The following is a 21,911-nucleotide window of genomic DNA, read 5'->3' on the forward strand; positions in this document are numbered from 1 at the left end:
TTATGATCCGCCAGCTGTCATTTCGGTTGGTTTTGCCCTTGCGTTAAGGATGCTAAGTGACTATTTTCACATTGTTCCCTCATCCCCCTGGCCCCAAGGGGGGGCAACCGAAGTCGATCCTTGAGGAGGAGAGCCATGGCCGAGATCAAGAAGATTCTTTGCGCAGTGGATTTTTCCGAGCACAGCCCGGCGGTGGCCGAGTACGCCAGGATTATGGCCCAGGGGCTTGGCGCCAGTGTGGAGTGCCTGTACGTCGCGCCCTCGCTCAGCCAGTATGTCGGGTTCCATGTGCCGCCGAGCTCCATCGAGAACTTCGTGGGCGAGATCGTCACCGGCGCCGAGGCCACCATGAGCGCCTTCCTGAGCGAGAACTTCCAGGGCGTTAAGGCAGTGGGACATGTGGTCACCGGCTATGCGGCCGAGGAGATCTTCGGCATGGCCATCAAGGAGGACGTGGACCTCATCATCATGGGCACCCACGGCCGCAAGGGCATCGACCGCATCCTGTTCGGCTCCGTGGCCGAGAAGGTGGTCAAGGGCGCCAAGTGCCCGGTGCTGACCATCCGCCCGAACAAGTAGCCGGGTCGCCCGGCGCGGCGGCACGTAATCGCGGGATTGCGTAGTCGGCCGGACACGCAGGCGCCCGGAAACGCAGGCGTTCCGGCGCGCCGTTGCCCGCTCCGTCGGTTGCGCCGGAGGCCAAGTCCGGCTATAGGCATGGCAAATGGCTGCGCGCCGGGATAGCCTCGGGCTTTCTCGCGCGCGGTCGCGTCCAGATCAAGAAGGGGTGCGCCATGCCGAGCCAGAGAGTCCGACCGGAGATCCTCACGTTCACGCCTTATGTCCCCGGCCTGACCATAGAAGAAATCAAGGAAAGATACGGGCTGTCCACGGTCATCAAGCTCGCCAGCAACGAGAACCCGCTGGGCGCTTCGCCCGTGGTCCAGCAGGTGCTCGCGCGCTCCCTGGGTCAGGTCTTCCGCTATCCCCAGAACCACAGCCCGCGCCTCTGCCAAGCCATCGCCAAGTCCATGGGCGTGCGGGCGGAGCAGGTGGTGGCGGGCAACGGCTCGGATGAGATCATCGACCTGCTCATGCGGGTGGTGGCCAAGCCCGGCCAGGACAACGTGGTCTGCTACGAGCATTCCTTCAGCATGTACGCCATGATGGCCCGGCTGTGCGGCGTCGAGTATCGCGAGGTGCCGCGCGGCGGAGACTTCCGCCTGCCGTTGGAGTCCCTGGCCGAGGCCGTGGACCACAACACGGCGCTGGTCTTCGTCACCAGCCCGGACAACCCCACGGGCCTGGCCGCCAAGGCAGAGGAACTCATGGTCCTCTCCGGCGTGCTGCCCGAGGGCGCGCTGCTGGTGGTGGACGAGGCCTACATGGACTTCACCTGGCCGCCGGAAGAATATTCCATGATGAACACGCTGAGCGAGCTGGGCAACGTGGTGGTGCTGCGCACCTTCTCCAAGGCCTACGGCCTGGCCGGGCTGCGCCTGGGCTACGGGGTCATGCCCGAGTGGCTGGCCGACCACCTGCGCCGCGCCCGCCCGCCCTTCACCGTGAATCTGCTGGCCGAGGAGGCGGGCATCGCCGCCCTGGAGGACGACAGCTTCTACAGCGCCACCCTGGAGGTGGTCTTCGCCGGGCGCGAGCGCCTGTTGAAGCGCCTGCCGGAGCTGGGCTGCAGGGTGTGGCCCTCCCAGGCCAACTTCGTCATGTTCAGCCCGCCCTATCCCGCCGGGCAGGTCTGCGAGGAATTGCTGAAGCGCGGCGTCATCGTCCGCCACCTGAAGAGCTTCGGCCTGTCGGACAACATCCGCGTCAACGTGGGCACAGGCCCGGAAACCGAGGTCTTCCTGAAGACCCTCGAGGAGATTCTCCATGCCTAGCGCCCCCGCCGCCTCCCCCCTCATCGTCACCCTGGACGGTCCCGCCGGCGTGGGTAAAAGTTCCATCGCCTCGCGCCTGGCCGGGGAGCTGGGCATCGCCTTTCTCGACACCGGGGCCATGTTCCGCGCCGCGGCCTACACCCTGGGCGAGGGCTCCTGGGACTGGACCCAGGGCATCCTGCAGCAGAAGCTGGGCGACTTCGAGTTCACCCTGCGCGGCAGCGGCAAGGACACCGAGCTCCTGCTGAACGGCCAGCCCCTGCCGGGCGACATCCGCTCCGAGCAGACCGGCCTGTGGGCCTCGCAGCTGGCCGTGGTGCCCTCGGTGCGCGCCTACATGAAGATGGCCCAGATCTTCCTCGGCCAGACCACCTCCCTGGTGGCCGAGGGCCGCGACATGGGCACCGTGGTCTTCCCCGGCGCGCAGTTCAAGTTCTTCCTCGACGCCGACCCGGCGGAGCGCGCCCGCAGGCGCTTCCTCCAGCTGCAGGCCCAGGGCAAGCCCGCCGATCTCGACGCCATCCTGGCGAGCATCACCCAGCGCGACGACCAGGACCGCAACCGCAGCATCGCCCCCATGAAGCCCGCCCAGGGCGCGGTGGTCATCGACACCACGCACATCAGCGAGGGCGAGGTGCTGGCGCAGGTGCTCGGCACCGTGCGCCAGTAGGCCTGCCTCTAAAAGTGTCTTTTGTCCCCTGGCATCGTCGGGATCCGATTTTGAGCCAGGGCTGTACCATTGGAGTACTATCCCTGGCTCCTAATCGGCTCTCTCCTCGCCAGGAAACAACATCCATCTTTTGGAGACAGGCCTAATATCTTTGCCGACACAACAAGAACGCCCGCCCCGGCAAATTTACCGGAGCGGGCGTTTTCTCGCGTGGGCGTCGGCTCGAACTAGTGGGACTCGCTGACCCCGGCGGAGGCGAAGGAGGCCATCTCGTTGAAGATGGCGGCGGCGCTGCGCAGCAGGAACATGGCGATGGCCGCGCCGGTGCCCTCGCCCAGGCGCAGGCCCAGGTGCAGCAGCGGGGCCTTGCCCATCTTCTCCACCGCGAACTTGTGGCCGGGCTCGGCCGAGGCGTGGGCCAGCACGGTGTAGTCCGCCGTGGCTGGGCAGAGCTTCCAGGCCGCCACGCAGGCCGCCGTGGAGATGAAGCCGTCCACGCAGACCAGCTGGCGGTTCTTGGCCCCGCCCAGGATCAGGCCCGCCAGGCAGGCGATTTCAAAGCCGCCCAGGGCCGCCAGGATGGAGAGCGCGTCGCCCGAGGCGACCGTCGCGGCATTGGCCGCGAGCCCGCGCTTGATGACCTCGGTCTTGTGGCTCACGCCCTTGCTGTCCAGTCCGGTGCCGGGGCCGGTCATGTTGGCGGGATCAAGCCCCAGGTAGGCGCAATAGAGCGCGGTGGAGGGCGTGGTGTTGCCGATGCCCATGTCGCCGGTGCCGAGCACGCGCACCCCGTCGGCGTGGGCGCGGTCGGCCAGGCTCACGCCCAGCATGAGGGCCTGCTCGCACTGCTCGATGGTCATGGCCGGGCCCTGGGCCAGGTTGGCCGTGCCGGGGGCCACCTTGCCCTGGATGAGGTTCGGGTGCTCGTCGAAGGCTCCGCCCAGGCAGCCCGCGTCGACCACGAACAGCTCGGCTCCGGTGGTGCGCGCCAGCACGTTGATGCCCGCGCCGCCGCCCACGAAGTTCAGCACCATCTGGCGGGTGACCTCCTGGGGGAACAGGCTCACGCCCTCGGCCACCACGCCGTGGTCGCCTGCCACGGTGTACACGCGGCAGGGATCGGCCTGGGGCTTCGCGCCGCCCTGGACGAGGTACATCTGCAGGGCCAGCTCTTCCAGGCGGCCCAGGCTCCCCTGGGGCTTGGTCAGCATGTCCAGGTGGGCCTGGCCCGCTGCGGTGAGGGAGCGGTCCACCGGGGCAATGGCCTGCAGCACGGCGCTAAGGGATGCGTTCATATGAATTCCTTTTTTTTAAGTTCTTGCGCGGGGTGGTCCGCCCCGCGGGGCAATAAAAAAGGGTTCCGGCAGACGCGCCAACGCCCGCCGGAACCCTTTGCCATCACGTTCCAGAGTCAGGCCGACGCGGACAGGTCTTCCGGCTTCCAGATCACTCGGGGGAGACGGCCTTCCCGGCGGGGTGAACCCCGGCAGTGGCTGGGCTGACGCGCCCTGTGTCTCTCCCCGTCCCTGGTTACGGCGGCGGGACCGCCACGGAATCGCACCGTGTTCCGAGATGTCCGCTCGGTCTACTTCCACTTCTCTCTACATTCAACATGCGGGAATCATTAGCCTTAGGCTAGCTGCCCCCCCCGTTGGTGTACCAGCAAAAACTACCACCCTTGGTACATCAGGTCAACGAGGATAACTCCCCGCAGACCGGTGAGTCTGACCATTCATCTGCTGCCCTGAAGCCTCTTGCCCAAGGTGGCAAGGGGGGGGCCTGTTCTCTGCTTCATATCTCTTGCAGGCTTGCTGCAACCTGGATAGTGTCAGGCATCAAAATGGCTCGGACGTCTGGCGCTTTCGCAATCCGACTGTGCCGTGAACCCGTCCGGGGAGCCATGCCCATAGACCACTGGCTAGACACGTTGCCGCAGAATAACCATGGTTTCGTTGATGGCGATCTGGCGGCGCTGACCGCGCCGCATCCGTTTCTCAGCGATCAGAGCGCCAGCAATCAGATTGAGCGCCTGAGCAGCCACCTCGGCGGACTGAAGAGCCCGGTGCGCCGCATGATCATTTCCTACTCCCTCTACATCCGGCAACTGGACATAATCCTTGATGCAGGGCCGCGCAACCTATGCGCAGGAGACTGCCCACGGCCTCCTGTCGGCTGTTGCGTCAATGACTACTTCGTCATCCTGAGATTCATGGACCTCATGAACGCGCAGCAATCCCCCGTGGCGCTGCAAATGGCACATGTCATAGGCCTGCTGCAGAAGAACGAGTCAGCACACAATCTGGCCCAGGGGCGCAGACTCCAGAACGGCTATTGCAAGTGCCTGGCCGAGGACGGCTGCACCCTGCGCCTGTTCAAGTCGCCACGTTGCGCACACTATCTCTGCGAGGGTGTCGAGCAAGCCATGCAGGACTTCCACAAGGGGCAAGCCACAGCATTTCTTGCGGCCATGCACTTAACCGTGAGCAGCTCCATCTCCTCGCCCAGCGACTTCATGAACGCTGATTGCCTCACCGAAGCGATGCCGCTGTTCGGAGCGCTTCTGGCCTAGTGTCGCGTCCTCGAAAGTCGTCCACGCTACTGGCTGGGCGAGGTCGCATAGGGCCACGGCTCCTGACCTGTCCCGCATTTCAAGAAAGGGTGGGGACCTGCCGCTGGGGCTGTTCCGGCACGGGCATTGCAACGCCTTTCGCGTGGACAAGCGCACAGCCATCCTGCACGCCAACTGCCAGGGCGAACCCCTGGCCGCGCATCTCCTGGCCAGCCCGGAGTTCGCCCGGGCCTATGCCCCGCGCGTGTACCTGAACTATGCCCGGGAGGCCCTGCCCGAGGCCGAGCTCTCGTCCTGCGGCCTGTTTATGTACCAGCACCTCGGCCCGGAATGGGGCGAGCTGTCCTCGGCGGCGCTGCTGGCAAAACTCCCGGCGGACTGCCCCCGGTTGTGCATCCCCAACATGTTTTTCCGGGGGCCGTGGCCGCTGTGGTCCGGCGCGCCCGGCTTCGACTACCGCGACGTCTTCCTCGACCGGCTGCTCGACATGGGCCTGCCCGGGGCGGAGATTCTGCGCGTGTACCTGACCATGCCGCTGGAGCGGAAGTTCGACCTGGACGCGCTGCTGGCCGAGACCGTGGCCCGCGAGGCCGAGCGCCAGGCCCACACCCCGGTCAAGTACCTGGACTTCGTGGTGGAGCACTGGCGAAGCCGCCCGCTGTTCCTGTCGGTGAACCACCCCGGCCCGGAGCTGCTGCGGCTGGCCGCGGCGGGCATTCTGCGCGAGCTGGGCCTCGCGCCGCCGGATTATTCGAAACAGGCGGACCCCGGCCTGCTGCCCGGCGCCATTGACCTGGGCGAGGGCTACGCGGATTTCGAGCTGCCGGTGCACCCGCAGGTTGCCGCCTTCTACGGGCTGGGTTACGGCGGGGAAGGGCGCGCGTACAACGTCTACGGCAAGGCCAAGTCCTCCGCCCAGTATGCGGCGGCCTACGTGGAATGCCGCCTGGCGGGCATCGACGACTTCATCGGCTACCTGCACGTGAGGTGAGCGAGGGCATGGGCGAGAACGGAACATTGCTGGCCTGGGTGGGCGGCGAGTTCTTCATGCACCACATGGAGGCCGAGGGGTTCCGCGTGGTGCGCCTGCCGCTGACCAGGCCCGGCGCCTTCTCCTGGGAGGAGATCTGCGAGCGCTGCGGGGCCGCCCCGGACGCCGTGGTCTACACCGACCGCAGCCTGCCGCCGCCGCTGCTCGGCCTGGAGCGCTACCCGTGCCTCACGGCCTTCTACTGCATCGACTCGCACATCCACGGCTGGTACCCGCTCTACGCCGGGGCCTTCGACCTCTGCGCCGTGAGCCTCAAGGGCGATGTGGAGCGCTTCCGCGCGGAGCTGCCGACGGGCCATGCGCCTGAGCGCGTGCTCTGGCTGCCGCCCTTTGCCGAGGACCGCTACCGGCCCAGGCCTGCCGGGGATCAGGCCGTCGCCAAGGACTTCGACCTCCTGTTCGTGGGCACGGTGGACCCGGAGACAACCCCGCAACGGCACGACTTCCTGGCCCGCCTGGGACGCGAGTTCCCGGCCCTGGCCGTGCGCCGGGGCGACTTCGCCGAGCTGTTGCCCCGCGCCAAGGTGGCCCTGAACATCGCCGAGCGCGGCGACCTGAATTTCCGGGTGTTCGAGGCCCTGGCCTGCGGGGCCTGCCTGCTCACGCCGAGGATCGCCAACGGGCAGGACGAGCTCTTCGAGGACGGGGTGCATTTCGTCACCTATGAGGCCGACAACGAGACCGACTGCGCCGTCAAGGCCCGCGGGCTGCTAGCCGACGGTCATCCGGCTGGCGACGACCGGCGCGAGGCCTACGCCCGGGCCGGGTTCGCCCGTGTGGACGCGGCCCACCGGCCCCGGCACCGGGCGGCGGCGCTGGCCGCGCTCTTGCGCCAAGGTTTTGACGAAGGCCTGCCCTCCTGGCGCCTGTCAAACCCGGACCGCGCCAGAATTTCCACCCTGCGGCTGTTGTTTCTGCATTGGGCCGAGCACTGCGGCGAGGCCGACCTGTCCGCACTCTATCTCGCGGAGGCCCGCAGGCTCTCGCTTTCCGGGCTTTAGTAAGAATAATTATCGCCAGCCTGCTGACTTTGGCACAGGACATGCTTATCTTCAAAGTACCCTGGACGACAGGTGAGAGCCAGAACGGCATCGGGAACCAACATTACAAGAAGTGAAGGGCAGTGCCCATTATCACAAAGGTTCCGATCCACTGCCCACGGTCAACTGGGGTTTTTTAATGCCCGGCGTCCGGCCGCAAGGCCAGGAACGCAAGGAGGCCGCCCATGCCCGCATCACCGCCCAGTCCCCCTTTCCGACATACAGCCCGCTTGCGCCCGCTTCCTTGTGCCCTCTGCGTGCTCGGCCTGGCCCTGCTGGTGGCCTCCTGCTCCGTCAGCGACGCCGTGAGCATCGCCCGGGTTGCCAGCGGCGACACCAGCGCCGCCGTCAGCATGGCGCGCAACAAGGCCATCCACTACGCCACACACCCCAGCGCCATCGAGGCCGACTACAAGCGCTTCAAGAGCCTGGTGGCCAGTTTTCGCCGCGCCGTGGGCGGCACCTGGGGCGAACGCGATGTGCGCGAACCGGAACCCAAGAAGTACGTCAAGTACACCCAGAACTACCTGTCCCGCGCCAGCGTGGACTTCGAGCGCGGCCTGATCCTGGTGGAGACGCTCGACCAGGACACCCCGCATGCCAGCCTTCGCGCGGCCATCGCCACCATGCTCCTGACTCCGTACGACCCGCGCGCGGTGGACCTCTATTCCGCCGGGCCGGTGCGCCTTGGCGGCAAGCCTTTCCTGCTGGGCGAGGTCAAGGACTCGCGCGGGCGCGACATCGCGAGCGAAGCCCAGGCCGAGGAGTTCGCCCGCGACGTCGTGGAGCGCAGCGTGCAAAGGCGCGCCTCCGAGAACGCGGGCAAGACCGTCAGTTTCGTGGTCATCCCCATGATCAACGACCACATGCAGGTGCGCGCGGCCAAGTTCCGCCCGCAGGTGGAGCAGGCCGCGGCCCGTTTCCACGTCAGCCGCAACCTCATCTACGCCATCATCCGCGTGGAGAGCGACTTCAACCCCTACGCCATCAACTCCATCCCCGCGGTGGGGCTCATGCAGGTGGTGCCGCAGACCGCCGGGGCCGACGTGCAGGAGTACCTCACGGGCAGGCCCGGCGAGCCGAGCAAGAGCTACCTGTTCGAGCCCGCGCACAACATCACCTACGGCACCGCCTACCTGCGCCTGCTGGCCACCCGCATGCTTTCCGACGTGGGCGACGAGCTCTCCCGCGAGTACTGCGTCATCGCCTCCTACAACGGCGGCGCGGGCGCGCTGCTGAAGACCTTCAGCCGCGACAAGCGCCAGGCGTTCAGGCTCATCAACGCCCGCCCCCCCATGGCAGTTTACGACACCATCGTGGAGCGCCACGCCGCGCAGGAGACGCGCGACTACCTGAAGAAGGTGCTGGCCGCCAAGAAGGAGTTCGTGGGCATGTAGCCCGCGCATTTCCGCAGACCCTTGCAAGCCGCGCGCGCCTGTTGTAGTGGCGAAATCAGGAAGCTCCCCCCGCAGAGACAACGCATGACCTCTTGGAGGTGCCGCATGCGCAGGGTGTTCACGACATTCGTGGCGTGTCTGTGTCTGTTGCTGGCCGTTCCCGCCCCGCTCCAGGCCGGCATCGGCAGCAAGGTCAAGGGCAAGGCCAAGTCGATCGCCGGCCAGGGCAAGAAGATGGCGGAGAAGGCCGAGGACTCCGCCCCGAAACCGGTTCAGAACGCGGCGGAACGGGCCAAAAGCGGCGCGAAGAAGGGAGTTGAGAAGGTCAAGCCCAAGGCCTAGGAGGCGGGTCGGCAGGGCAAGGCAAAGGCCAACCAGCTGGGGGATGTCGTCGAGAAGCTCTAGGCGGTACCCGGCCTAGCGCCACTCCTCCCCGCTCATGAGCCGCCAGGCGTTCCTGAAGGCGATGGCCCGGCCACGGGCCTGTTGAGGCGCGCCAGCACAAGCCCCAATGGGGACAACAGAGGGGCACGCCAGTCTGGTCGCGGAGCGCGGGGGGGCTAGTCGTCCGGGGCAACGTCCACGAAGGTGCAGGTGAGAGCGCCGTCGTCGGCCACGTCGATGTAGGCCATGGAGCCTTCGGCCAGGCTGCCGGGGTTGAGCAGGTGCGCGCCTTGGTGCTCGGTCCAGGCGCGGCGGTGGGTGTGGCCGAAGCAGATCAGGTCGTGCGCGGGGAAGGTGTCGGCCACGCGTTGCCAGACGGTGGAGCGTTCGCCCCAGCCGTGGGCCATGCCGATGCGCAGCTTCCGGCCAGAGGCCAGGGGCAGCTCGGCGCTCAGCGTCTGCGGCAGGTCGTGGTCGAGCAAGAAGTGGTCGCAGTTGCCGCGCACGGCCAGCAGGCGCGGATGGCGGCACAGGGAGTGGTAGAGCGCGGCGCTGACCATGTCGCCGCAATGCAAGAGCGCGTCTGCGCCGGAGAGGTACCGGTCGTAGACGCGCTCGAAGCGGTCATCAGGAATGGACAGGTGCGAATCGGAGATGACGGCCAGTCGCATGGTGTGGAAACTGGCCGCGGCCTGTCCTAGTCGTTGATCTTCTTGTAGCGGTTGCGCAGGTAGGCGTCGCGCACGGCCTCGTACGGGTCGATGGACGCTTCCTTCAGGGTCTCGTAGTCGCCGATGCGCATGGAGACCTCGTTGATCTTGTCATAGCCCTTGGTGGCGATGGACCAGTACCAGGGGTGGATGTAGGAGATCGGGGTCAGGAAGTAGTCTCCCGCATAGCCCACGGTGTCGCGCGCGGAGGAGGGGCCGATGAAGGGCCACACCAGGTACATGCCGTTGCCCGCGCCCCAGTAGCCGAAGGTCAGGCCCAGGTCCTTTTCGGTGGAACCGATGGGCTTGTAGGGCTTGCTGTCGGCGGTGACGTCGGCGAAGCCGCCCAGGCCGAAGGCCGTGTTGCCGATGAAGCGCGAGGTCTCCACGGCGGCGGCGTCGGGCTTGCCCTGGAGCATGAGGCTGACGAAGCGCACCGGGAACATGAGGTTGTGGAAGAAGTTGCCCACCCAGATGCGGGGACGCTCGGGGATCACGGCTCCGTAGCCCTGGGCCACGGGCTTCAAGGCCCAGAAGTACAGCTTGTCGTTGAAGCCGAACCACATGCGGTTCCAGCCCTCAAGGGGGTCCGGGGTCTGGGCGGCGATGTCCGACTTGGTCAGCTTGTCGCCGTTGGCGGGTTTCTTGATGATCTGGCCGGTCTCGTCCCAGATGTCCACGTCGCCATAGGCCAGGAGCATGTTCGTCGCGGGCTTCTCGGCCAGGCTTGCCGGGCCGGTGGGGGCGGTGGCGGCCAGAGCCACCACGCAGGAGAGCAGCGTCAGGGCAACGGTTGCCAAGAGAACTCGGGTCAATCTGTGCATGCGTACCGCCTTGTGACTCATCGGCGTTGTGCTAGCTGGCCACGTCGTCGACGTTCTTGCCCGCGTCCAATGCCGCGATCTTGTCCTTGATGCGCTGGATGAGCGTGTCCGGGGTTTCCCTGGACAGAATCTTGGCGAACTGGGTGCGGTAGTTCTTGACCAGGCTCACGCCCTCGACCACCACGTCGTAGACCATCCACTGGTCATGCTTGATCATGACGTAGTTGATGGGGATGGTCTTGTCCTTCATGGCGACCTGGGTCTTGAGGAAGGCCTGGTTGTCGGCGATCTGCTCGCCAAGATAGTTGACCTTTTCGTTGTTGTACTTCTCAAGCTTGCGCACGTACGTCTTCTGCAGCAGCTCCGAGAAGCTGGTCACGAAGTCGTCCTGCTGCTTGGGGGTGAACTTCTTCCAGCCCTCGGCCGCGGCGCGGCGAGAAAGCTCGCGCCAATCGAAGAAGCCGTCGGCCACGGTGCGCAATTTGTCCTGACGTTCGGCGCGCTTGGCGGGACCCTTCATGGCCGGGTCGGACAAAATCGCGATGACCTTGTCGATGCCGGATTTCAAACGGTCCTGCGGCTCGCCAGCCAGCGCGGCGGAACAGAAACAGGCCAGGATGGCCAATGTGGTAAGGATAATTGAGATTTTTTTCATCTTCAAAAGTACCGCCAATGGGTTATGGGCCGCGTTATTTACACGCCGCCGAAAACATACTTACTGATTAATTCCTCAAGGTCAATAGCCGATTCCGTATCCCGCAGGATGGCTCCGGCCTTGATGGTGTCGCCCCCGCCGCGCGAGAGTTTCACGTACTTGTCGCCGATGAGGCCGCTGGTCTTCACCGAGGCGATGGTGTCGTCAGTCAGCTGGATGTCCTTGCGGATGCGCAGGGTCACCGAGGACATGCCCGTGTCCTGGTCGATGCCGATCTTCTCCACGAAGCCCATCTCCACGCCGTACATCTGCACCGGCGCGTTCAGCTTCAGGCCCGTCACGTCGTTGAACTTGGCGACGATGGGGTAGTAGTTGTCGGAGAACAGGTGCACGTTCCCGAGCTTGATGCTCATGTAGGCGATGGCCATGAACCCCAGCAGCACGAAAATGCCCACCTGGGTTTCCTTCGAATATTTGTTCATCTTGCACCTCCCGTGGCCTGGCTGCAGGTCCGTCGATACCCTTGGACCCAGCCCATGTGACGCGTCGGCCTTTGCCTGTCGACGCGCTAGCCTTCTTCCAGATATTTGGAACAGTCGCGTTTCATGACCTTGAAGTCGAGCGCGGGCATGGTCAGCCTGGGGCTGGTGCGCGCCTGCGCCTGGCGGTCGAGGAAGCGCCGCAGATACTCGTCCGTGGTGGCCTCAAGCCCTTTCAGGTCGCCGTTGTAGAGCACCCGGCCCTCGCCCAGCACCATCACGTGGTCGGCGATGGTGCGCATGCTGTTCAGGTCGTGGCTGACCACCACCATGGTCATGTCAAAGCTCTTCTTGAGTTCCAGCAGCAGCTGGTCCAGCTCGGCCGCCGTCACCGGGTCGAGTCCGCTGGTGGGCTCGTCGCAGAACAAGAGCGGCGGGTCCATGACCATGCCGCGGGCCAGCCCGGCGCGCTTGCGCATGCCGCCGGAGAGCTCGTTGGGGTAGTAGTCGTAGAAATCCTCCAGCCCCACCAGGGCCAGCTTGGCCAGCACGCGCTCGCGGATTGTCTTCTCGTCGAGCCTGGTGTGTTCCCTCAGGGGCAGGGCCACGTTGTCGCCCAGGGTAAGCGAGCCGAGCATGGCGCCGTCCTGGAAGAGCACGCCCATGCGCTGGCGCAGGCAGTGCATGCCCCTGCGGTCCAGCTCGGCAAGGTCGTGCGCGCCGATCATGATGCGCCCGCCAAGCGCCGGCTGGAGCATGAGGATGTGCTTGAGCAGGGTGGACTTGCCGCAGCCAGAGCCTCCCAGGATCACCGAAATCTTGCCGCCGGGCAGCACCGCGTTGATGTCGCTGACCACGGCGGTTTTGCCGTAGCCGATGGTGAGCCCTTCGAGGCGGATGTCCGGGGTGATTTCCTGCGTCATTTCGTGCCGCCTAGAACAGAAGCGAGGTCATGATGTAGTCGGACAAAAGGATCAGGATGCAGGACGTCACCACCCCGGCGGTGGTGGCCTGGCTCACGGCCTCCGGGCCGACGGCGTCGCGCCGGGTGTGGGTGTAGTAGCCCATGAAGCAGCACACGGTGCACACAACGATGGCGAAGACCAGGGACTTGTAGAAGCCGCCGGTGACGTCGCTTAGCTTCATGTAGGCCTGGATGCGGTAGAAGTACACGCCGCTGTTGCCGCCCAGGAGCAGCACGCCGGTGAGGTAGCCGCCGGCCATGCCCACCAGGTCGAAGAAGGCGGTGAGGATGGGGAAGCAGAGGATGCTGGCCGCCAGCTTGGGGCTGACCAGGTAGCCCACGGGATTGATGTCCATGACGCGCAGGGCGTCGACCTGCTCGCTGATGCGCATGACGCCGATCTCGGCGGTCATGGACGACCCGGCCCGGCCGGTGATCATGATGGCGGTGAGCACGGGGCCGAGCTCGCGCACAAGCGACAGGGCCACGGCCGCGCCCAGGAAGCCCTCGGCCCCGAACTTGGCCAGGGCGTAGTGCATCTGCAGGCCGATGACCATGCCCGTGAACAGGCCGATGAGCGTGATGACGCTTAGGCTTTTGACGCCGATGAAGTAGATCTGGCGGACGGTCTTTTGGAACTGGCCGAGGGAGGAGAAGATGCGGGCGGTGGATTCCAGCAGGAACAGGAACATGGCCCCCGTGTCGCCCACAAAGCGCAAGGTGGCGTCGCCCAGGTGGGCGATGGGCGAAAGCTGCGGGCGTCTGCCGTGTATCATTGCTGCGGAGTCCCCCTCTCAAGCCGTGCCAAGCCAAGCCTGCCAAGGCTCCCCTCTGTGTCCGCAAAATGACGCCGCCGGGCGCACGCTGCCCCCCTGGCGACCCGCATTGACTAGCACAAGGCCGGGCTCCGCGCAATCCCCAGGGGCGGGAGGCCCGGCATTTAAAACAAAAACGTGATTCCGGGGCTACTGGCCGTCCTCGTCCCCGCTGTCCTCCGCCTCGGGGGCGGCTTGGCAGTGGGGCGAAATCTTTGGCAGATCCTTGCGCGAGCCGTTCTTCTTCTCCCACCAGGACTCGTCCGGCCCCAGGAACCACCAGTCCGTGTGGTCGGTCTCCATGACGGCCTTGGCGAGCTTCTTGCCCTCGGGCGTGCGGATGCGCTTCACCGCGGCGCTGAGCCACTTGTCGGCGTAGGCGTTGCCCAGGTCCGACTGCTCCTTCAGGTTCACGATGAGGTCCAGCTGGTCCGCGTCCTGGGCCAGGCGCGCCTCCACGCTCTCGGTCTCCTCCAGCTCGCGCCACAGGGGCATGAGGTCGTCGTCCAGGCCGGTGCCGGAAAGCGCGTCGGCCAGGGCGCGGGTGCGCTGGCTGGCGTTGTACATGTGGGCCACGTAGTTGAAGTCGCCGGTGCGCGCCTCGTGCAGGTCGTGGAACAGGCACATCATGGCCGTGCGCTCCTTGTTGGCCCCGGCCATCTGGGCCAGCACGAAGCCGATGACCGCCGTGCGGAAGGAGTGCTCGGCCACGTTTTCCGCGCCGGTGCCCAGGAACTGGTAGCCGGTGCGCGGGGTCTTTCTGAGCATGCCGCACTCGAACAGGAAGTCGGCCAGGCGCGTGAGGCGAGAACGTTTTTTCAGGCGGGACATGGGGGTGCGTGCCTCCCGCCTTAGGTCCGGTAGTCCGCGTTGATCTCGACGTAGCGCTTGGTCAGGTCCGAGGCCAGCAGCGTGAACTCGCCGTTGCCCGGCCCGATGCACAGCTCGATCTTCACGTCCTGGTGGCGCATGCACGGCGCGAGCAGGGCGTCCAAATCTTCGGGCGAGGGCTGGCCCTTCTCGAACACCAGGATCCCGCCGATCTTGAGCACCACGTCCATGGGGTTGAAGTCCGCGCCGCTGCGGCCCAGCGCCGCCACGATGCGCCCCCAGTTGGGGTCGCAGCCGAAGAGCGCGGTCTTGACCAGGGGCGAGTTGCCGATGGCCCGGGCGGCCAGTTCCGCCTGGGGGTGGCTCTTGGCGCCCGTCACCGCGATGTGCGCCACCTTGGTGCCGCCCTCGGCGTCCTGGACGATGCGGTAGGAGAGCTCCTGGCAGACCTCGAGCATGCAGGCGCGCAGCAGCGCCAGGTCGGCCTTGGACTCCGCCCGCACGCGGGAGGCGCCGTTGGCCAGGGCGATGACCGTGTCGTTGGTGCTGGTGTCGCCGTCAACCGTCAGCGCGTTGAAGGAGCGGTCGGCGCAAAAGGAGAGCATCTCGCGCCAGGCCTTGGGCTCCACGTCCACGTCGCAGATGACGAAGCCGAGCATGGTGGCCATGGTCGGGCAGATCATGCCCGCGCCCTTGCACATGCCGAGCAGCCGCACCTCGCCGCCTTCGAGCTGCACGCTCCGGGTCGAGAGCTTGGGGAAGGAGTCGGTGGTCATCATGGCCTTGGCCACGTCCATGGCCGTGGCGCGGCCCAGGCTCCCGCCGAGCTTGAGGGCGGCGGATGCCCAGAGGTCCATCTTGAGCTGCGCGCCGATGACGCCGGTGGAGGCCGGGAGGATCTCCTCGGGCCGCACGCGGGCGAACTCGGAGACGATCTCCAGCGTGGCGCGGCAGTTGGCCAGGCCCTCGTCGCCGGTGCAGGCGTTGGCCTGGCCGGAGTTGACCACGATGGCGCGGGCCACGGGGCTCTCGGCCAAAAGCTCCTTGCACACCAGCACGGGCGCGGCCTGGAAGCGGTTGGTGGTGAACACGCCCGCGGCAACAGCCGGGCCGATGCTCAGGATGAGCCCCAGGTCGTTGCGGTCAGCCTTTTTGAAGCCTGCGGCGGCCACGCCGAAGCGGTAGCCCTTGGGCACGATGGTCATAGGCGCACCTCGCGAAACATCGTCGCGGCCAGCGTGTGGGCTGCCCGCGCAGGTGAACTACTTAGCACAGGCCGTGCCGGGATTCAAAGGGTGATTTGGGGGATGGCGGGCGCCTGTCATTTACAGATTGTTGGTGCGGGCAAGAGACACTCCACCGTCTCAGGGGCGATCACTTCGATACGTCCGGTTCGCGTATTCACCCCCCAGGCGAGTTTGATTTGTCGGGTTGTGTGCTCACAATCTTCATTTCCTACTTCTGGTTTCCCCAGCGCAACTATGGCGTCGTATCTGTCCATGGAACTCGTCGAAGTGGTTTGCTTACAGATATCAAAGACATCGTTGAGCCCCTTCCCCCACTGAAGCTTGCCATCCACGAGCTGCATGTTCAGGTGCTCGGCAGGGAGAACCTCAATATTCAGAATCTCCCTTTCTCGCATGGGGGTAAGTTTCAAGACGACAAAGGCAGGCGTCTGACCGATGAAGCCAATGTCGACCACACCTGAAGAGACTTGAAAGAAATTAGGTATATGTCCTAGCATCAGGCGCTTGCTGGTTTCAATTATCCCCGTTGCCTTGTTGCGTACGTTCACTGACCGCATTTCTTGTGGAATTTTAAGACCAATGAGCGCTTGAATTTCCGGCGGTAGCTGGTTCTTGGCGAAGGGACCAGTTTGTGGACGATCAACGGTTGCTCTCATGGAGTAGGTGCCTGCCGCCACAGAGATTCCCCCGAAGGCCGTAAGGAGGGACATCGCAGCAACAGCCGTAAACCAACGCCTGATCCCTTTGAACAGTGGCATAAGCCCTCTTGTAATTGTCTGCGCGAAATGTCGTGCGGTGGATACATGCCCCCCCGATACACGATCCCGCTGTTTCAAGAAGCCGCTAACGCATAAGCGTATCAACTCGCAACAAAAAAGCCCCCGGCGTTTCCGCCAGGGGCTTTCTCGTTCGGCGGGCGGGGCGCTACCTCCCCGCCAGGGTCACCCGGTTTCTGCCGTCGTTCTTGGACACGTACAGCGCGTCGTCCGCGGCCTTGATCATGGCCTCCAGCCCTTCCAGGGCGCTGGTGCACAGGCCGATGCTCACGGTGTAGGGGATGCTCTGCCCGCCGAAGCTCACCGGGCTCGACTCGAAGCTCTGCCGCAAGTCCTCGAAGACCCTGCCGGCGTCGGCGGGGTTCATGTCGGTGGCCAGCACGCAGAACTCCTCGCCGCCGAAGCGCGCCACGATGTCCGAGGTGCGGAAGCGCGCGGTCAGCAGCGCGGACATCTGGCGCAGCACGGCATCGCCCGCGTCGTGGCCGAAGGTGTCGTTGATGCGCTTGAAGTGGTCGATGTCGAGCATGGCCAGCACCACGCCCTGGCCCCTGCGGGTCTGGGCGGCCATGAGCTTCGGCCCGGCGGCGAACATGTAGCGCCGGTTGTACAGCCGGGTCAGGTAGTCCTTCTCGGCCAGGTCCTTGATCTGCGCGATGTATTCCAGAAGCTCGATGTTCTGGGTCACGCGGGTGTAGAACTCCTCGGTGAGGAAGGGCTTGTGCAAAAAGTCGTTGGCCCCGCTCTTGATGAAACGGGCGGAGAGCCCGACCTTGTCCGCGCCGGAGATGCCGATGATGCCCATCTGGTCCTTGGCGTGGTCGCGGCGGATGCTGCGCACCAGCTCGAACCCGTCCATGTTCGGCATGTTGTAGTCGGTTATGACCAGGCGCATGTCCGGGTGCTCGGCCAGCACGGCCAGGGCCGCAAGCCCGTCCTCGGCCTCCAGCACCTGGTAGCGGTGGGCGCGCAGGAGCTCGCCCACCACGAAGCGGGCGTTCTGGGAGTCGTCGACCACCAGCACCTTGATGGCGGGGTTGCGGTGCAGGCGCTCCACAAGGGAGAGCATGTAGGCCACGTTGTCCATGTTCTGCTTGAGGATGTAGTCCACGATGCGCTTGGCCCAGAACTGGTCGCGCAGCTCGTCGTCCAGCTCGCCGGTGAAGACGATGGAGGGGATGTTGCGGGCGAGCACGAGGTCCACCACCTGGCCGGTGGGGGCGTCGGGCAGGTTCAGGTCAAGCAGGGCCACGAAGAAGTCGGTGTCCATGGCCAGGATGGCCTCGGCCTTGGCCATGGAGTTCGCCACCACCACCTGGTGGCCCATCTCCTCGGTGATGCGCCGCGAAAGCAGGGAGGAGAAGGTGCGGCTGTCTTCGACTACGAGTACTCTGGACATAAAGGCTCCTGTGTGCGCGCTGCTTGAGGGAGCAGCTGGAATACGGTTGTTGTTCCACCCACGCCCTTGAGGGTGGCCTGGTGCTCCTGGCTCGTCCAGCCAAGGGCCGAAAGCGCCTGCGCCGCGCCGGGCCAGGACATGAGACCGCCGCTGGCCCAGACTTCGCCGGATCCGGCCAAGCCTTGCACCCGCGCGGCCACGTTCACGGTCTGGCCGAAGTAATCCAGGCTGCCGACGTTGTTGATGACCAGGGCCGGGCCTTCGTGCAGGCCGATCTTGAGGCCCACCTGCTGGCCCAGGCAGGCCGCGGCGTCAAGCATGCCGATGGCGGCGCGCAAGGCTTCCGTCGGGTCGGAGAAGGCGGCCATGACCGCGTCGCCCATGGTTTTGACCACGGACCCGCGGTGCTGGCGAACGACCCGGGCGAGGGCGTCGAAATGTTTCTGGATCAGGCTGTAGGCCGCCACGTCGCCGATCTTCTCGTACAGGGCGGTGGAGTCCTTCAGGTCGGTGAACAGAACGGTCAGGCTGCGCATGTTCAGGTTCAGGTTCGGCGCCAGGGTCTGGACGCGGAACAGCTCCCGGAACGTCTGGTTGGTGAGCAGCGACTTGCCGGTCAGGAAGGGGCGCACGGTGTTCCGGGCGCGGGCGATGATCTCATGCAGCCGGGTGTAGTCCACGGCGAAAAAGGACAGGCCGACGGGGTCGTCCAGCAGGTTGCGGGCGATGACGCGCACCGGGCCGGGCAGAAGCTCAGGGCCGGGGGAAACGCTGGCCTCGAAGCCGCGCCTGCTGAGGCTCAGGCGCAGGGTCTGCTCCGCTTCGGCGCGCCCGGCGCCCATGGGCACGGAGACGGCCTCGTGCACGGCGATGGAGACCACCCGGAAGCGCGGCTCGCTCCAGTCCGCAAAGAGCACCTCCCGCTCCTCACCCGGGCCGAGGCCGAGATAGCCCCGCAACACGGAGGAAACGTACGCCCACAATTCCGGGTCGAGGGTGACGTTGCCGGAAAAGTGCGCCGCCAGATAGCTTTGCAGGTCTGTGTGCGCCTGGATGTCCAGCTCCCGAACCGCCTGGCTCAAGGTGAAGCTGGTCTCCACGTGGTCGTCAAGGCTCTTTTGCACGTCAATGTCGCAGAGCACGCAGTGCTCCATTTCCGGCCCGGAAAGCTCGTCCAGGCTCCCGTTGCGGTTCAATATGCCGCCACAGGCAGGACAGGTCAGGTTCCAGGACAGGTCGAACAGTCCCGCGCGGGTGGCGCATAAAAAGAAGTCCACCACCTTGTCTTCGGGCAGGCCGTGCTCCGAGGCGAAGCGCAGAGGGTTCACGCGCCGGACGGACCTGTCGTCCAGGCCGGGCAAAAGCTCGCCCATGCGGGCCACGACGGCCTCATCCGCCTGGGGAAAGGCGGCGAGGGCGGCGAGCTTCTGGTCAAGTCTGTCGGCTGTCATGGCGCGCGAGGCTCCTGTTGCGTTGGGGCCCTTGCGATACGGCAAGGGCGGGGCGGTGAGCGTTCACTCTACCATGCCCCGCCCTTTGCGGCAAGACCGCTGGCGATACTTGTTGGACGTTATGGTGGGCTAGCGGCCACAGCAGGCCTTGTATTTTTTGCCCGAGCCGCAGGTGCAGGGGTCGTTGCGGCCCACCTTTGCGGCGCGTTTGACCGGCTTCTGCTTCTTGGGTTCGGCCTCGGTGCCTGCGCCCTGGTACTCCAGTTCGGAGGCGGTCTCCTTGTGCTGGAATTCCTCCTCCTTGACCTCTTTCTCGATGCGCAGGCGCAGGATGAGGCTCATGGACTTCTCGGCGATGGTGTAGAGCATGGCCCTGAACAGCTCAAAGCCCTCGCGCTTGTACTCCTGCTTGGGGTCCTTCTGGCCGTAGCCGCGCAGGCCGATGCCGTCGCGCAGGTGGTCCATGGAGAGCAGGTGGTCCTTCCAGTTGCGGTCAAGCGTCTCCAGGATGAAGTAGCGCAGGATTTCCTGGTAGTTCTCGGGCGCGGCGGCCTGCAGGGTCGCCAGGATCTCCTTGATCCATTCCTCGGACTGCTCGCGCGAGGGCAGGGCGCCCGCGAAGCCGGGGAAGCGCGAGAGGTCGAAGACCTCGTCCAGGCGCGAGGCGATGATGCCCTCGGTCTCCTCGTCCAGTTCGTGGCCCTTGGCGTCGGCCACGGGGGAGTAGATGTCGGTCAGGAGCTCGTCGACGTACTCGTCCACGATGTCGTCCAGGGTCTCGGCGTACATGATCTCGCGGCGGCGGGCGTAGATGACCTCGCGCTGCTGGTTCATGACGTTGTCGTAGTCCAAAAGCTGCTTTCTGATCTCGAAGTTGTGGCCTTCCACGCGCTTCTGCGAACCCTCGATGGCGCGGCTGACCATGCGGTTCTCGATGGCCTCGCCCTCCTGCATGCCCAGGGTGTTCATGAGCCCGGCGATGCGGTCGCTGCCGAACAGGCGCATGAGGTCGTCGTCCAGCGCCAGGTAGAAGCGCGAGGTGCCGGGGTCGCCCTGGCGGCCGGCGCGGCCGCGCAGCTGGTTGTCGATGCGCCGGGACTCGTGGCGTTCCGTGCCCAGGATGTGCAGGCCGCCCAGCTCCTTGACGCCCTCGCCGAGCACGATGTCGGTGCCTCGTCCGGCCATGTTGGTGGCGATGGTGACGCGTCCCTTGTGCCCGGCCTCGGCCACGATCTGGGCCTCCAGCTCATGCTGCTTGGCGTTCAGGACGTTGTGGGGGATGCCGCGCTTCTTCAGCATCTCGGAGACGAGCTCGCTCTTCTCGATGGAGACGGTGCCCACGAGCACGGGCTGGCCGCGCTTGTGGCAGTCGATGATGTCCTCCACGATGGCGGCGTACTTCTCGCGCTGGGTCTTGAAGATCATGTCCGGGTGGTCGATGCGCACCATGGGCCGGTGCGTGGGGATGACCGAGACGTCCAGGTCGTAGATCTGCTTGAACTCCACGGCCTCGGTGTCGGCGGTGCCGGTCATGCCGGAAAGCTTCTCGTACATGCGGAAGTAGTTCTGGAAGGTGATGCTGGCGAGCGTCTGGTTCTCGGCCTCGACCTTGACGTTCTCCTTGGCCTCCAGCGCCTGGTGCAGGCCGTCGGAGAAGCGGCGCCCGGGCATGAGGCGGCCCGTGAACTCGTCGACGATGACCACCTGGCCGTCCTTGATGATGTACTCGACGTCGAGGCGGTAGAGGTGGTGGGCCTTGAGCGCCTGGAGCACGTGGTGCTGGAAGGTCACGTTGGCCGGGTCGTAGAGGTTGTCGATGCCCAAAAGCTTCTCGCATTTGCTGACGCCCTGCTCGGTCATGGCGATGCTTCTGGCCTTCTCGTCCACCTCGAAGTCGCCTGTGGGCTCCGCGCCTTCCTCCTTGGCCTTCTCTCCGCGCACCAGGTGCGGGATGATGGCGTCGACCTTGCGGTAGAGCTGGGTCGACTCTTCGGAAGCGCCGCTGATGATGAGCGGGGTGCGCGCCTCGTCGATGAGGATGGAGTCGACTTCGTCGACGATGGCGAAGTTGAGCGGGCGCTGGACCAGCGACTCCTTGTAGAACTTCATGTTGTCGCGCAGGTAGTCGAAGCCGAATTCGTTGTTGGTGCCGTAGGTGATGTCGGCGCCGTAGCTGACCTGCCGCTCCTCGTCGGAGAGGCCGTGCACGATGACCCCGACGGAGAGGCCCAGGAAATTGTAGAGCTTGCCCATCCAGGCCGCGTCGCGCCGGGCCAGATAGTCGTTGACGGTGACAAGGTGCACGCCCTTGCCGGACAGCGCGTTCAGCACCACGGCCAGGGTGGCCACGAGGGTCTTGCCCTCGCCGGTCTTCATCTCCGCGATGCGGCCCTGGTGCAGCACCATGGCGCCCACAAGCTGCATGTCGTAGTGGCGCATGCCGAGCGAGCGCACGCCGGCCTCCCGCACAAGGGCGAAGCACTCGGGAAGCAGTTCGTCCAGGCTGCGGCCCTGGGCCACTTCCTCTTTCCAGGCGGCGATCTTGGCCGGGAAGTCCTCGTCCCGCAGGGCCTGCATCTGCGGCTCAAGCCTGCCGATCTGCTCCACCATGGGGTGCAGCTTCTTCAGGTAGCGGTCGTTGCTCGATCCGACGATCTTTTTGATGATGGCGTTGAACATGGGCTGAGGCTCCTCAAGCGGCCTGGGATCAAAGACCCGGCCAGCGGTATTTCGACATGTCGGGGCGGGCTTCGG

At 65.5% G+C, this 21,911-nt stretch carries 21 protein-coding genes and 1 riboswitch; of the genes, 8 read left to right on the plus strand and 13 right to left on the minus strand.

Annotated features, from left to right (window positions below; genetic code table 11):
• Positions 1-135 precede the first annotated feature (135 nt).
• The 3 genes from RDU24_RS06125 (at position 136) to cmk (ending at position 2,565) form a co-directional block, all read left to right on the plus strand.
• Positions 136-579: a universal stress protein gene (locus RDU24_RS06125; RefSeq protein WP_308734863.1), complete on the plus strand. Its 444-nt coding sequence runs from the start codon at positions 136-138 to the stop codon at positions 577-579.
• Between the two features lie 215 nt (positions 580-794).
• A complete protein-coding gene (hisC, locus tag RDU24_RS06130; RefSeq protein ID WP_308734864.1) occupies positions 795-1,895 on the plus strand; it encodes a histidinol-phosphate transaminase in 1,101 nt (366 codons plus the stop codon).
• Positions 1,888-2,565 carry a (d)CMP kinase gene (gene cmk, locus RDU24_RS06135; protein WP_308734865.1) on the plus strand — a complete coding sequence of 226 codons (678 nt, stop codon included), beginning with the start codon at positions 1,888-1,890 and terminating at the stop codon, positions 2,563-2,565. Before hisC ends, cmk begins: the two co-directional genes overlap by 8 nt.
• Before the next feature lie 227 nt (positions 2,566-2,792).
• Here cmk and cobT read toward each other — a convergent pair whose 3' ends face one another.
• Positions 2,793-3,860: a nicotinate-nucleotide--dimethylbenzimidazole phosphoribosyltransferase gene (gene cobT / locus RDU24_RS06140; protein WP_308734866.1), complete on the minus strand. Its 1,068-nt coding sequence runs from the start codon at positions 3,858-3,860 to the stop codon at positions 2,793-2,795.
• Positions 3,861-3,971: 111 nt separating this feature from the next.
• Positions 3,972-4,176, minus strand: a riboswitch (cobalamin riboswitch).
• Positions 4,177-4,465: 289 nt separating this feature from the next.
• On the opposite strand from cobT, the gene RDU24_RS06145 reads away from it, so the two are divergent.
• The 5 genes from RDU24_RS06145 to RDU24_RS06165 all read left to right on the plus strand — a co-directional run bounded on the left by RDU24_RS06145 (position 4,466) and on the right by RDU24_RS06165 (position 8,964).
• Complete coding sequence (locus tag RDU24_RS06145) at positions 4,466-5,134, plus strand: hypothetical protein (protein ID WP_308734867.1); 669 nt, start codon at positions 4,466-4,468, stop codon at positions 5,132-5,134.
• A gap of 142 nt (positions 5,135-5,276) precedes the next feature.
• Positions 5,277-6,125 (plus strand): WcbI family polysaccharide biosynthesis putative acetyltransferase, encoded by an 849-nt coding sequence (locus RDU24_RS06150; RefSeq protein WP_308734868.1) that lies wholly within the window; start codon positions 5,277-5,279, stop codon positions 6,123-6,125.
• Positions 6,126-6,133: 8 nt separating this feature from the next.
• A complete protein-coding gene (locus tag RDU24_RS06155) occupies positions 6,134-7,186 on the plus strand; it encodes a glycosyltransferase (protein WP_308734869.1) in 1,053 nt (350 codons plus the stop codon).
• Between the two features lie 224 nt (positions 7,187-7,410).
• Entirely contained in the window at positions 7,411-8,622 is a 1,212-nt protein-coding gene (locus tag RDU24_RS06160; protein WP_308734870.1) for a murein transglycosylase domain-containing protein, read from the plus strand.
• A 105-nt stretch (positions 8,623-8,727) separates the two neighbouring features.
• Entirely contained in the window at positions 8,728-8,964 is a 237-nt protein-coding gene (locus RDU24_RS06165; RefSeq protein WP_308734871.1) for a hypothetical protein, read from the plus strand.
• 218 nt (positions 8,965-9,182) lie between these two features.
• On the opposite strand, the gene RDU24_RS06170 is transcribed toward RDU24_RS06165, so the two are convergent.
• The 12 genes from RDU24_RS06170 to secA all read right to left on the minus strand — a co-directional run bounded on the left by RDU24_RS06170 (position 9,183) and on the right by secA (position 21,836).
• The gene (locus tag RDU24_RS06170; RefSeq protein WP_308734872.1) at positions 9,183-9,677 is read right to left on the minus strand and encodes a metallophosphoesterase family protein; all 495 of its coding nucleotides are present in this window, start codon (positions 9,675-9,677) and stop codon (positions 9,183-9,185) included.
• A 26-nt stretch (positions 9,678-9,703) separates the two neighbouring features.
• Positions 9,704-10,540: an MlaA family lipoprotein gene (locus tag RDU24_RS06175; protein ID WP_308734873.1), complete on the minus strand. Its 837-nt coding sequence runs from the start codon at positions 10,538-10,540 to the stop codon at positions 9,704-9,706.
• 31 nt (positions 10,541-10,571) lie between these two features.
• On the minus strand, positions 10,572-11,195 hold the full coding sequence (locus RDU24_RS06180) for an MlaC/ttg2D family ABC transporter substrate-binding protein (protein ID WP_308734874.1): 624 nt from the start codon (positions 11,193-11,195) through the stop codon (positions 10,572-10,574).
• 38 nt (positions 11,196-11,233) lie between these two features.
• A complete protein-coding gene (mlaD, locus tag RDU24_RS06185; protein WP_308734875.1) occupies positions 11,234-11,677 on the minus strand; it encodes an outer membrane lipid asymmetry maintenance protein MlaD in 444 nt (147 codons plus the stop codon).
• A gap of 86 nt (positions 11,678-11,763) precedes the next feature.
• Positions 11,764-12,597 (minus strand): ABC transporter ATP-binding protein, encoded by an 834-nt coding sequence (locus RDU24_RS06190; protein WP_308734876.1) that lies wholly within the window; start codon positions 12,595-12,597, stop codon positions 11,764-11,766.
• A 10-nt stretch (positions 12,598-12,607) separates the two neighbouring features.
• On the minus strand, positions 12,608-13,414 hold the full coding sequence (locus tag RDU24_RS06195) for an MlaE family ABC transporter permease (protein WP_308734877.1): 807 nt from the start codon (positions 13,412-13,414) through the stop codon (positions 12,608-12,610).
• Between the two features lie 189 nt (positions 13,415-13,603).
• Positions 13,604-14,284, minus strand: coding sequence for an HD domain-containing protein (locus RDU24_RS06200; protein WP_308734878.1), 681 nt, complete (start codon positions 14,282-14,284; stop codon positions 13,604-13,606).
• 20 nt (positions 14,285-14,304) lie between these two features.
• Positions 14,305-15,489, minus strand: a complete 1,185-nt coding sequence (argJ, locus tag RDU24_RS06205; protein ID WP_308734879.1) for a bifunctional glutamate N-acetyltransferase/amino-acid acetyltransferase ArgJ — start codon at positions 15,487-15,489, stop codon at positions 14,305-14,307.
• Positions 15,490-15,605: 116 nt separating this feature from the next.
• The gene (locus RDU24_RS06210) at positions 15,606-16,289 is read right to left on the minus strand and encodes a hypothetical protein (protein WP_308734880.1); all 684 of its coding nucleotides are present in this window, start codon (positions 16,287-16,289) and stop codon (positions 15,606-15,608) included.
• Positions 16,290-16,455: 166 nt separating this feature from the next.
• Positions 16,456-17,706, minus strand: coding sequence for a diguanylate cyclase (locus RDU24_RS06215; RefSeq protein WP_308734881.1), 1,251 nt, complete (start codon positions 17,704-17,706; stop codon positions 16,456-16,458).
• Positions 17,688-19,157 carry an adenylate/guanylate cyclase domain-containing protein gene (locus RDU24_RS06220; RefSeq protein WP_308734882.1) on the minus strand — a complete coding sequence of 490 codons (1,470 nt, stop codon included), beginning with the start codon at positions 19,155-19,157 and terminating at the stop codon, positions 17,688-17,690. The genes RDU24_RS06215 and RDU24_RS06220 overlap by 19 nt, the downstream gene beginning before the upstream one ends.
• A gap of 129 nt (positions 19,158-19,286) precedes the next feature.
• The gene (gene secA / locus RDU24_RS06225; RefSeq protein ID WP_308734883.1) at positions 19,287-21,836 is read right to left on the minus strand and encodes a preprotein translocase subunit SecA; all 2,550 of its coding nucleotides are present in this window, start codon (positions 21,834-21,836) and stop codon (positions 19,287-19,289) included.
• Between the last annotated feature and the right edge of the window lie 75 nt (positions 21,837-21,911).

The sequence above is a fragment of the Humidesulfovibrio sp. genome (assembly GCF_031082295.1).
GTDB lineage: Bacteria > Desulfobacterota > Desulfovibrionia > Desulfovibrionales > Desulfovibrionaceae > Humidesulfovibrio.